The sequence below is a fragment of the Thioalkalivibrio sp. ALE10 genome, from assembly GCF_000381385.1.
Classification (GTDB): Bacteria; Pseudomonadota; Gammaproteobacteria; order Ectothiorhodospirales; family Ectothiorhodospiraceae; genus Thioalkalivibrio.
Map to the genome: position 1 here is coordinate 1 of NZ_KB906451.1, position 12517 is coordinate 12517.

The 12517-nt window shown below is 62.8% G+C and carries 7 protein-coding genes and 2 pseudogenes; 5 read left to right on the forward strand and 4 right to left on the reverse strand.

The window, feature by feature from the left end; all coding sequences use genetic code 11:
• Positions 1–383, forward strand: a 383-nt coding sequence (locus F788_RS0104455) for an IS256 family transposase (RefSeq protein ID WP_019589373.1), incomplete at its 5' end; no start/stop codon positions are given.
• Positions 384–407: 24 nt separating this feature from the next.
• A pseudogene (locus tag F788_RS14260) lies at positions 408–602 on the forward strand (IS3 family transposase); the annotation flags it as partial.
• 46 nt (positions 603–648) lie between these two features.
• Here the strand turns inward: F788_RS14260 and F788_RS0104460 are convergent.
• Positions 649–1200 (reverse strand): sugar transferase, encoded by a 552-nt coding sequence (locus tag F788_RS0104460; RefSeq protein WP_026332703.1) that lies wholly within the window; start codon positions 1198–1200, stop codon positions 649–651.
• 208 nt (positions 1201–1408) lie between these two features.
• Positions 1409–1651: pseudogene (locus F788_RS0104465) on the reverse strand (integrase core domain-containing protein); the annotation flags it as partial.
• A gap of 48 nt (positions 1652–1699) precedes the next feature.
• Here F788_RS0104465 and F788_RS0104475 point away from each other — a divergent pair.
• Positions 1700–3258, forward strand: a protein-coding gene (locus tag F788_RS0104475; RefSeq protein WP_369772467.1) for an IS3 family transposase whose coding sequence is annotated in 2 segments (ribosomal slippage) — positions 1700–2192 and positions 2192–3258 — 1560 coding nt in all. Because the reading frame shifts where the segments join, the coding sequence is not laid out codon by codon here.
• Positions 3259–3329: 71 nt separating this feature from the next.
• Here the strand turns inward: F788_RS0104475 and F788_RS14265 are convergent.
• Together F788_RS14265 and F788_RS13580 are read right to left on the reverse strand one after the other, a co-directional pair.
• Positions 3330–4136 carry a methyltransferase domain-containing protein gene (locus F788_RS14265; protein ID WP_081622819.1) on the reverse strand — a complete coding sequence of 269 codons (807 nt, stop codon included), beginning with the start codon at positions 4134–4136 and terminating at the stop codon, positions 3330–3332.
• Between the two features lie 76 nt (positions 4137–4212).
• Positions 4213–5118, reverse strand: a complete 906-nt coding sequence (locus tag F788_RS13580; protein ID WP_231372031.1) for a glycosyltransferase family 2 protein — start codon at positions 5116–5118, stop codon at positions 4213–4215.
• Positions 5119–6175: 1057 nt separating this feature from the next.
• On the opposite strand from F788_RS13580, the gene F788_RS0104485 reads away from it, so the two are divergent.
• Entirely contained in the window at positions 6176–8551 is a 2376-nt protein-coding gene (locus F788_RS0104485) for a hypothetical protein (protein WP_231372017.1), read from the forward strand.
• Positions 8548–11757: a site-specific integrase gene (locus F788_RS0104490; protein ID WP_019589383.1), complete on the forward strand. Its 3210-nt coding sequence runs from the start codon at positions 8548–8550 to the stop codon at positions 11755–11757. Before F788_RS0104485 ends, F788_RS0104490 begins: the two co-directional genes overlap by 4 nt.
• Positions 11758–12517 lie beyond the last annotated feature (760 nt).

Below are 12517 nucleotides of genomic sequence, written 5' to 3' on the forward strand. Positions count from 1 at the left end.
AGGCCTTCGACGCCTTCCTGACCGCCTACGGCGACAAGTACCCGAAAGCCGCCGAGACGCTGCGCAAGGATCGGGAGGACCTGCTGGCGTTCTACGACTTCCCGGCCCCGCACTGGCAGTCGATCCGGACCACCAATCCGATCGAATCGACCTTCGCCACCGTGCGGCTGCGCACCGCCAAGACCCGGGGCTGCGTGACCCGCAATACCGTCCTGAGCCTGACGTTCAAGCTCGGCCAGAGCGCGCAGAAGCGCTGGCGCCGACTCCGGGGTTACGAATGGCTCGACAAGCTCGAACGCGGGATCACGTTCATCGACGGCATCGAGCAGACCGATCCGACCAACGACGAGGCATCATCCATCACCGACCGGAGCGCCGCCTGAACCAGCAACTGCTCATACACCAGACTTGACCATAACTCGGAACGCGTCTGGCAACACCGTTACGCGAACCATAGCGAAGCGCGACGGGATATTGCCGACTACATCGTTGGGTTCTATAACTCCGTCCGCATCCACTCGACGCTGGGCTATCTGCCTCCCAGCGGCTACGAGCAATCAACGGCAGTCAATTCACCCAACGCGGTGTCCGAAATTACTTGACCACCACACCCGCCAAAGCCCGAAAACCACCAAAGCGCCACTGAACTTAACCCCGTACCCGATCCCCGGAACCCTTCCCCGTCAACGTCAGCACCAGATACCGGAAATAACCCCCAAGCGTCAGCGACCCAATCATCTTCGCATCCACCTCGGCCAGCCTCTCGGGGTCCGACATATCAATTCCGTTCACCTGCGCCAGCCCGGTAATGCCCGGGCGCACCGCAAACACCCCTCGAGCCTCGCGCGCCGCGATCAACTCCACCTGACTCACCAGGCAGGGCCGCGGCCCCACCAGGCTCATCTCCCCCTTCAACACGTTCCACAGCTGCGGCAGCTCATCCAGCTTGGTCTTGCGCAGAAAGCCCCCCAGCCGCGTCACCGAGGAAGACTCCGCCAGATGCGTCGCCACCGACGCCGTATCAGGCCGCATCGTCCGAAACTTCACCAGCACAAACGGCCGATGATACCGCCCCACCCGCTCCTGCCGGAACAGCGGCGAACGCGACTCCATCCAGCCCAGCATCCACAACACCGCCATCACCGGCGCCGCCACCACCAGCCCCACCACCGCCAGCACCACATCCAAAATCCGAATCAAAACGCCTCCCCTCTCTCCTCTACGACAACCCACCGAGAGCTCGGTGAATACGCCCCGCTGCACGGCACGCTCGAGGCGTTACACCCCCCTTAACCCCAGCTGCCAGGCCTCTCTCCACCCGGTAGGAGCGGCCTGGGCCACGACGCTCCTGCCGAATGAACCAAACAGTCGGCCCTTGGGGGAAGCGACAAAGCCATCGCTAATAGGCCTAACTGTCAGGTCTCGCCTCGTCATATACACGTTTTCGAAACAAATCGGGGCGTTCATGCTGCCAGGCCTTGAGGGTTTCCACCGGGGTCCGATGCCCCAGCGCCTTCTGGCCGATGTGATGGTTGTACAGCCGCTGGTAGTGCCGCAGCGCCTCATTGAGGTGTTGGCCGGAGTCGAAATGGCGGGTGTGCAGCAGGTCGGCGATGCGCCCGTTGAAGCGTTCGACCATGCCGTTGGTCTGGGCCCCCACTGTCAGGCTAGTTGGAACCTCACCCGATGTTAGGGTGTTATCAACGACCGGGGGCGAAGAGAGGTTCCTGTGAAGTACTCGGATGAACGCAAGGAGGCGGTGCTGAAGAAGCTGCTGCCGCCGCATAACCGGACCGTGGCTCAGCTGGCCGATGAAGAAGGGATCTCGGCCGCCACGCTGTATAACTGGCGCCGGAAGGCCCGCGAGCAGGGTCGGCTGTTGCCGGACAGCAGCCCGGAGCCCGAGGGCTGGAGCTCCCGGGACAAGTTCAATGCCGTGCTGGAGACGGCGCCCTTGTCCGAGGCCGAGGTGGCGGAGTACTGCCGCCGACGGGGTCTGTATCCCGAACAGCTCCAGCGCTGGCGCGCGAGCTGTGAGCAGGCCAACGATGCCGTCGACGCATCGGCGCGGCAGGAGCGGGAGCAGGTTCGCACTGAGCGCCAACGGTCGAAAGAACTCGAGAAGGAGCTGAAGCGCAAGGAGTCGGCACTGGCCGAGACCGCCGCTCTGCTGACCTTGCGAAAAAAAGCGAACGCGATCTGGGGGGACGAGGACGCATGACCAGCGCCCCGGATCGCGAACAGGGCATCAAGCTGGTCGACGAGGCGCGGGCCGAGGGGGCGCGCCTCGCCCCGGCCTGTGTCGAGCTCGGCATTGGGTTGAACACCTATCGCCGCTGGAAAACCGGTGGCGTCGATGGCCGCCGGCACGCGGTGCGGCCACCGCCGTCCAACGCGCTCACCGAAGCCGAGCGGGACGAGGTCCTGGCCGTCTGCCATCGGCCGGCATGGGCCAGTCTGCCACCGGGGCAAATCGTGCCACGCCTGTTGGACGAGGAGGACCGCTACCTCGCTTCGGAATCCACCTTCTACCGCCTTCTGCGAGCCGCCGGCGAGCAGCAGCGCCGGGGGCGGGCCGCGGCGCCCCACAACCCCGGCCCGCCACGACGGCACACCGCCACTGGCCCCAATCAACTCTGGAGTTGGGATGTGACCTATCTGCCTACCCGGATCCGGGGGCAGTTCTTCTACCTCTATCTCATCATCGACCTGTTCAGCCGGAAGGTGACCGGCTTCGAGGTCTTCGGGACCGAGAGTGCGGCCAACAGCCGCACCGTCATCGAACGCGCCGTGTTGCGCGAGGGCGTGGCCCACCGGCCTCTGGTGCTGCATGCGGACAATGGCAGCGCCATGAAGGGCGCCACGCTGTGCGCCCGTCTGGAGGAACTGGGGGTCACGCGCTCCCACAGCCGGCCCCGGATCTCCAACGACAACGCCTACTCCGAAGCGCTGTTCCGGACGGCGAAGTACCGGCCAAGCTATCCGCCGGACGGCTTTGACGACCTGGAAGCGGCCCGCCAGTGGGTCCTGGACTTCGTCCACTGGTACAACCACGAGCACCGGCACAGCGCCATCCAGTATGTCACGCCGGCCGAGCGCCATCGGGGCCGGGACCGCCATCTCCTGGCACGCCGCAAGCATCGCTACGAAGAGGCCAGGGCTGCCAAACCGGGACGCTGGGGTGGCCGACCGGTCCGTGACTGGACGCCCGTCGAGGCGGTCCACCTCAACCCGGAGCCGGCATTAGAGGCCGCATGACCCAATGTGCCAACTTCCTTGACAGCCACCGCTCCCCCGCAGGCGCCACCTTACCGGACCTCACCGCCCAATCATCCCCTCCCGCCCGTGGCACAGACCGACGCTAATTCCCTGTCTATCTTCTCTAGCAATTGCTTGCGCGAAAGGCCCGGCCCATCGCCATGTCTGCCCAACGATACGAAGAACTCGCAACCCTCCGATGGGAACCAACGAACCTCCTTCAATCCAACCAACTTCAAATCCCATAAGTCTTGCAAAATAAGCCGAAACGACGAAGGCACAAAACACCACCCATGACCGTCAATATAAGCATCCAGATCTGGACGCGCACGCAGAAGCTCTCGAGCTGACTCCGCATCATTACATAGGCTCGCCCGACCACTACTCGCCGAGCCCCACGCCCCATTCCCATCTAATTCGCTGTAATAGAGATGCGACTCGACTAGGGTTCCTATGCTGTGGCGACTTCGCTCTGCGAAAAACCGATCCAACACCTCACCCAATCCGGATATCGATCTATACCGATCAAAGCAATACCTCTTGTCCGGAACCGCGAGAACAAGGACCCCGCGATCGTTCAATATCTGCTCGCAATCCCGGAGGAATGCGACCAGGTCCGGGACATGCTCCACGACGTGTGAGGCAATAATCCAGTCGAACCCCCCATATGAAAGGTCTACCAAATCCGCGTAGCGTTCCCCCCTCCATACATAATCTATTTCTTCTACACGCGACGGATCCAGCCCACACCTCATGCACTCGCGGATCAACTCGCCCTTATCGAGCCAATCAAGCGTTTCAACATTATATCCTGCGGCTTTCGCCGCTAGAGGCCGGTGATTTGTACCGATCTCCAGCCCTCGCCCATAACCGTTTATACACGAAGGATTTTCTCCGACCGGTTAACCATCACTCGATTAACCTCAACGCAATACAATCAAGAACAAGCACACGCTAGCTCCCCAAAACCGTGTTCCTCGGCCGCCGAGGGGGCCATGAAAGGGAAAAGGACGCACCATCCAATGACAAATTTGGGTTATACATTGGGTCCAGCTGAATCCACTCCTTCCAACGACTCTCCATGTAGCCGACCTCCTGCACAAACCGCTTACTCGATTCACCTTGATCGTCCCTGGGCCTGCTCGCGGATTCATGATGGTAAAGTTCAGCGGTGGGCACCAAAACGTTCCTGTACCCACGCTCTGCTAGCCTTAGACACAAGTCAACGTCATTGAATGCCACCGCCAAACGTTCCTCGTTCATGCCCCCGATCTCTTGATAGACCTCCCGCCGTATCACAAGACACGCAGCTGTCACAGCTGAATACTGACCTGAGAGGCCCGCTCGCCCCATATACCCAAAGCTGTATTCCGAGAGGCCTTGGTGAGCGTTAGCGGCGACACCGCCGACGCCTATGGTGATCCCAGCATGCTGAGTAGTACCGTCTGGATAGAGGAGCCGGGCACCTACAGCACCTACGTCAGGCTGTAACGCATACCCAACCATGTCGGTCAGCCAGTTAGGGTGCCGTACTTCTGTGTCGTTGTTGATCAACCCGACTATTGGTGACTCGATATGCTCGATCGCACGATTATTAATTGCCGAAAAGTTAAACGGCCCATCATCCCGGACAACCCGGACGCGACTACTCTCTACCTCGCTCAGATAATCCAAGGTTGCAGGATCATCCGAACCGTTATCGACGATCAGGATCTGGTAGTTTGGGTAATCAGTCCTTGCGAGGATGCTTTCTACGCAACGACGCAGCAGATCGACCCTGTTTCGGGTCGGGATCACCAACGTGGCGGCCGGCGGCTCTTTAGGCAGCGCGAAGCGCACATGGTACCCATGGGGCAGCATTTTCACCTCTGAGCCAGGCGCCCTGCTAGTTGCACCACCTTGACATGGTCCGCGGAAGCCCCTGACCCCCCCGCCCCACAAGCCCCAAAAAGCCCGCCATAATCGACTTTCTTGGAATTTAGGGTCATCCTGGGTCACACAGGAATCCACAATTCTGTTTTCGAAAAGGCTCTAGAGCCATCGCATTGCTAGCCGAATCCTGACCTGACAGACTGAGCACCACCTGATCGCTACGAGGGCGCTATGCCAAGCTCCCTGCCACGATGGATCCGAGTGCCTGTAGGCGAGCTGCTGGACGACCCGGTGACGATGCGCCCTCCCATACCGGTTGCGCCCAGCCTCACGGCCGACGCGGTGAAGGAACTCCTCATTCAGCGCCCCATCATCGCCGTGCCGGACACCGCCCACGGGAAGAGTGTCTACCGTCCGGTCGCCGGCATACCAAGCTTCAGCGTCGCGAAAGCGTGCCTGTCGGCGGACGAACAAATCCCTGTCCTGAGTGCTCCGGACTCCGATAGCGATCTGAGGCATGCGGTCGACGATCTACTCGTCCCAACCGTCGAACATTCAGGTAGCGCGGAGCTACCGAAACGGTGGCAGACCGCACATACGGATGGAGTACTCCCGATCATGTTGGGTAGGCAGCCGACCCAACCCGAGATCGCGCGCTTCCTCGGTGTATCGCTGTCCACCTACAAAAGCCACTGCAGAGATCGGTACGGCCATGGCGGGAAGTGAAAAGGTCCTTCTCTCCGACTCCCAGGTGGAGAACCTCTACGGGGCGCTGCGACGTATCAACCACCCCGCCCCGGAGAACCTGGTCGAACGAGTCCGCCCCCTTCTACAAATGCCCGATTCATTGGCCGGAGTGTGTCCAATCGCGCAGAACCTCGGTCACCTTCTTCCCCGGGTCCAGAAGCTCCTTCCAGGGGAAGAAGGGGGCGGCGCGGTGGACGTCTTACGCGAATGGCATGACGCCCTAAGCGCCATTCCGCGCGGGGACCCCCTGTGGTCGGGGGCTACGCACCTGTATCGGGAAGATAAGCCTGGAGAACGAGTGCAGCACCCTTTCACAGGGATACTGACGACCCATCCGGTCTGGTGCGCCCTTTGGTACGTCCATGACGATGCAGAAGGTCCTGAGCCCGACATCTATAAATGGCTACAGGCCCATCTGCTGACTGCCCATATCCTGCTGTACCTGAGAGGCTTGCGCCCTCGTCATGATCAGCACCCATACAATGCAAGCATGGTGGTCCGTTGGGCCCATGAGCCGAAGTTCCGCTGGCTGATCCTCAAGGTCGGTCCCGTGCGGAAGGACCCCAGAAGGCTTGCGGAAACGCTCCTCGAGATCAAGGAACAGGCGTCGCCATCCGACAGCCAACCGGCCGCCGACAAGCGCCAAACTCTCATAACGCAGTACGGCGGGTACCTGGCCGAGATCATGGCTTTGGCGCACGACCTGCCCTTCCGAGGCATCTCGGAAAGGACCCGGACCGGCAGATCTGGGGGCCAAAGAACCGGCTCGCCACGCGGTCGGGACGTCGACGCCATGGAGCCGGACCATCATGGATTCCAGCACCACCAAGACAATCGGTTGCTCCAGGCGAGCTGGGGCACCGACGAATACCGGGCAAACCGCCACGTTCCAAGCGAGGATCATCAGAACGAGCTGCTCGCCAGCGGACTCGCGCCGGAAGAGTATGAGGTTGATGAAGGCGCCGAGATCACGTTCGAGGCCATACTCCGCCATGAACCGGGTGAGGATCAGGCACCGCTCGATCTGAAGGATCTGCCGCCTCTGGGATCGATCTATGCCCGGGCGCGGAGCATAGGTCGGCGCATCGCGATGGAAAGCCAGCGCTTTCGTGTTGAGCTCCGACGGATCCGGCTTACCCAGCTCCACCGCATTCTGCAAACCCTCGAAGCAGTTTTTTCCGAGGCCTCCGTTGATGGGCCGCATGACGAGCCGGCAAGCCGACGCGAAGAGCGGAACAAACGTCGCGAAACGGTGTTGCTCGCGGCGATCGCCCTAGTCACCGGGTCCCCGCCCGATACCGTCAGGAGAACCCAGTGCGTCGACGGCATAAGCCAACTGCCGGCGGAGTTCAAGCTGGCGTACAACCCCGGTTACCGGATGTGGATGCGGCCCTACAACCCTCCGCCCCGACATCCACTTGCTCAGGAAGAGCGAAAGCAGGCGATCGAACACTGGCCCCGCGTTGTCTTCGAGGACATCCTCGGGGTGGGCCAGCACCTCAACCGCATGCCCTACGATCGAAAGACCCAGCACTTCACCCACAACGAAAGCACGTACGAAAAACTGTGGGACAGTCACATCGTCCCGCGTCTGGAACAGGCCGGGGTGGAACGACGATGGTGTCAGTTCAAAAATCTGGCCACCATCATGCCAAGCTGGTTCGCCTGGGCCGAGGAAGGTCAGCATCTTGCGCCGGCCCTGCTATTCGGGACCGATGACCCGCTCGCCCGGACCCACCATTTCTACACGGCGTGGGAACGTGGGGAGCTGGCGCGTATCTACCATGAGCATCTGGAAACGGCGCTCGCGGGTAGCGGACTGGATGAAGAACGCGACCACTCGTACGAAAGACTCTGGAACTACCGCGCGCCACGCACCGCCATCCCGGAGAGCTGGACAGGGAATGATCGGTTACCTCGGGCCGAATCCATTTCGGATCTGATTGCTGAACTCAGCGACAGACTCCACAGCCAAAGCCCGCCCCACCGTCGCGATGTGGCGGGTTGGTTGAACGCTCACAACCTGATGACGGCGTACACCGCCCTCGGGCTGACCCTGGCGGTGGGCGGTCGCGCCATCCGGACGCCGGTCCCGGACCTTTCGGCCCGGCACCACGCCACCGGGACCATCGCCCTGCAGGAGAAAGACCGGTCGGATGGGTCCCATGCCCGACTAGTGGTGCTACCGCCCGAGGTGATCCAGCAGATCGAGGCCTACATGGAGCACCTGGTCGTCCTTTTCACCACGTTTCCGGGGCTGCCCACGAGCCTCACCTGCCCCGCCACCAAGCACCGGGATCGGAGCGCATATCAGAGCGATCAGTATGAACTGGCGCTTCGCTCCACCTGTTTTTTCCTGGACGCCGGGGATCCCGGTGATCCGACGACCTGGGTCCCCGTGGAACTGACGGGCAGACGTCTGCGTGAGGAATGCAATCGCGTGCTCCCCGCCGCCTGGCCACTCGACAACGCCGGCCGTCACCTTTTGCGCAGCTATCTCACCGCTCAGGGCTGTCCCGCCACGATCATCAACACGCATCTCGGCCACTGGAGCTACGGCGAGGAGCCCTGGGGTGCTCCCTCCGCGTTCGATCCGGTCCGTTACCGAAAGGCGATCCGTCCGTATCTGGACAGACTCATGCAGGACATCGGCTACAGGGTTGTGGCGCCATGAGCGATACGTCTGGCGAACCGGGCGACGGCGGGCTCGACGACGACCCTCGCGCGATCTGGGCCGGCTGGACGCACCTCTGGAACCCGATCGGGGAACGCCAGCCCGACCCCACCGAAGCGACCCGGGAGGAACCACAGGATGGTGACGAGTTCCTGTCCGTCTGGCGCATCCTCAAAGAGCAATACCCGAGGCTCACCTCGGTCGAGCCGCCCGAAGACCTCAAGTGGACGAAAAGCGACACGCGCACACTGATGTTACAGGTCCGCGCCGAGGCGCCTGCGGGCCGCAGCTTCGTCGCCCAGCGACGCGTCGCCGAAATCCTCGATACCGGCAACCGCGTCGGTCGGTGGCGGATCGTCATTCCGGACCTGCCCGTCCCTTTACCGCCGGCGCCTTCCTCGCCGTTCCAGCACCATGACTTTCTCGACATGGTCCGCCATCAGGACCTGGTGGACACCTTCCGGAACCAGCTCGCCTCACCGATCGACCCGGAACGGATTCAGGCCCGGTGGGGCCGGATTTTCCTGAGCGCCCTGCTCTTCGGCGGCCTTCTGCGCCCGCGGTGGCTCTGGGCTCTCGGCCACTCTCTCCATCAGGCTCCCGCACACCACCACTGGATCGAGCTGTATCACCAGCTCAAGGACGAAACGATGCCACTGCACCTGCGCTGGTATCCGGACCCGATCACGCGCCATCTGCTCGTCCGCGATGGAAACAAAGGCCTGCCTCCCGGCCTTCCGGGGACGCGGGCGGACGGGCCGCTCCTCTACCGCTGGATCAGGGAATGTGCCGAGACGCTGGGCTTCTCCGACCAGCTCCCGCGCAACTGGAGTCAACTGCAGAAGGTCGCCCGCCTTCATCTGGCGCTTTACGTCCCGCCGTATCTCCTCGCCCACGCCGCGGGTGAGCGGGTGGCCACGTCACTTCCGGTCAGCGTGCATGAACGACTGATCTTTCCACCGGACCGGATCCGGACTTCATTGCCTCCACGGGCCACGGAGCCGGGCCATCGGTCCGAAATCTCGGAGCACGGCTCTGCTCCTGCAGAAGGCGCCACGACGGAGGGAGACGCCGACCCGCACGGCCATGAAGCCTGGCCCGCGCAACTGCTCGATCTCACCCGTCTGATCCGGAAAAACGATCCCCCGGATCCACAGCCCATTCGCGACTGGATCGAGGCGCATCCGACCGCCAACCCGACAGGGGGCCGGACTCCCCTACCCTTGCTCCCGAGTGTCCGGCGACTCGCCGACTGGGTCGCAAACCGGCTGTGCACACCCGCACGAGCGGGCCGAAAGCCGCGGCGCCGCACCGTCTATGAACTCTACAACGCCGTAGCCGGCCGCATCGCCGGTCAGCTTGGCGATACGGATCCGGCAGACCTCACGGCGGACGACCTGATCGAACTTTACACCAGCGCCCTTGAGGACACGCCGAACGCGCGCAGCCGCAAACGCGTGGCCCGAGGCATTCGCAGCTTCCATCAATTCCTGATGGAAGCGCACTCCCGGTCGCCACTACCGCTGGAGACCCTGGAGTCCCCGCAGCATGTTGCGACGCACGGCCCGCCCGACGCCAACTACTTGGACGAGGCCCTGTTTCAGCGCACCCTCGACTGGGTGGACGAGCTGTACCGTGACAACCCCGCGGTCGGCACCGTGCTCACCCTGATCATGGCTTTGGGATTTTACGGCGGTCTACGTCGCAGTGAGGCCGCGGGCATCCTGATTGGCGACCTCGAAGGCCCACCGGAATACTCGCTGCTGGTGCGGCCGAACGGCCTGCGTCTGCTCAAGAGCGGCAACGCACAGCGCGTCCTACCCCTTCACGCCATGTTGCCGGAGGCGTTACTGGAACGGCTGACGAGATGGCAGGAGCATCGACGGGCCGAGCCGGATGGGTCCGAAGCTGCGCCACTGTTCGCGCTGCCGGACCGTGGGCCGATACGCCCCAACGATCAGCTTCTGGATGCGGCCACCCGGGCCATGACCCAGGTGACGGGCGATCCCGATATCCGCTTTCACCATCTGCGCCATTCGTTCGCATCCCGAACGCTGCTGCACTTCTGGGAACTGGAAGGCGAAGGCGAGGAACCGCTTCCTCCCTGGTCACAGGCCCGTTCGATGGCGGCCCCAACCGATCCCCGAAAGCTTCGCCGCGAACTCATTGGCGACCACAGCCCCACGCAGCGTCGGACACTGCGTCTGGTCTCGCGGCTTATGGGCCATTCCGACACCCAGATCACCATCGAGCATTACGTCCACACTCTGGACGATCTCCTGGGGCGCGCCGTCCGGCGCGTGATCGACGGACTCGACACCCGACAGATCGCGGCGATCACCGGGCGCAGCGCGCCGCGGATCCGTGAAGTTCGTCGGGAGACGCACTTCGGCACCCCGGGGGAGATCATCGACCGCATCACCGATGGTCTACCGCCCTCGGGCTCGTCCCTGACGAAACTGCGGGAGCGGACGGCGGCCGGCACCCAATGCGGCACTCCCGTACCGATCGAGGAACCCGCGGACCCACTGGACCGGGCATGCCTTCTGATCCGGGCCATCAACGAGACCGAGTGTTCCACCGGGTCCCCGACCGGCCAATTCGCATTTCCGTGGGACAGGCCTACCCTCGAGCGCTACGCGGCCTTGCTTCGGACCCTTCCCCAGGAGCTCCGCCTGCGCCGCAGCCGCCCGGATGACCCCGACTGCCTGCTCGCACCGCCGCATGTCAACGAGCGTCCAACCTTCCAGACGACCTGGTCCTACCTGTATGGAAACGAACAGACGCCCGCGCTGACGCCACGCGACCGAAAAAAACTGCTGGACACTTTCACCCACGCCATGGTCCCCACAGCCCCACTACTGACGCTCCAGCTCACAAGCGTACCCGACCTCAAACGCTGGGTACGTCTGCTGGACCATCTGGAGCTCCGGGAGCTGTTCATCGGGTATCACACCGCCAAACCCGGCTCCCGGGCCGCGAATCCGTCGGAGCAATTGCAGCATTGGCGTCATAAGGCTGGCCACCTTCTATCCATCGAGCACGGCCCGATGGGCCACCCATCCCGGGAAGCCACCGCCGCCCGAGGTGAAGTCATCGTCACCTTCCATCCCGACGCACAGAAAGCTGTATCCCTCAGCCCGTACGCAGTGCAGCTCGCAATTTTCCTCGCCTGGGCCCAAGAACACCATGAGAACAGGACGTGATCATCGCCCCCTGAATTCAACCAATAAGTGCAATGCCATGTCATACGGCGCGTTGCCGCTGTAAGTGGTTCCTAAGAAACTCGATCCGGCCCAGTAACAGAGCCGCTAGCGAGGGCGGAGATTCTGCTTGTCTTCCATCTCCCGGATTCGTCCTTCACTGATCTCAACGAAGTTGGTGCCAGTCGGGAAATAACCAGAATCCATCCATTGGTCTTCTCGTCCGAGCCGAGTTCCCCACTCTGAAATGGCCGGGCGGAGTACACGGCGCAGGTGAAGGCCGCGCTTACCTGCTGATGGGCCATGAACCATCTTCCACTTCCAACCGGCATGAACTTCACCGACCCGCGCCAGTGGCCGAGGGCGTGGACCATCGCCATCCGGGTTGCTTCGGCCTTCGCCGGTCGATATTGGGGATGAGAGCCGTGCCGCTCTTGCGCGGCGTCCCCGCTGCCCAGCACCGCGTCGCATTTCAATCAGCAAACCGGCGGCGTCCATCCACGATCCCCGAACGTTGTTCGATCCCCGCCCGTTTGACGAACCGGGCCCAGCGAACGCCCCTCCCCCGTGGAGATTACGGTACCGCCGCCGTCCGGCTGATCCGGCCCACATGCCGGTAGGCCCACTCGTGGCTCACCACAGATGAACCTCTACACACGTGCTCCCCTCCCGGCTGCTCATCCTCCATTCTGCGTGAGGACTCTAATAAGCACTGGTGCTCGTGGAGGGGGAGCATACGAAAACTCCAGACCGCGCGCGCCTG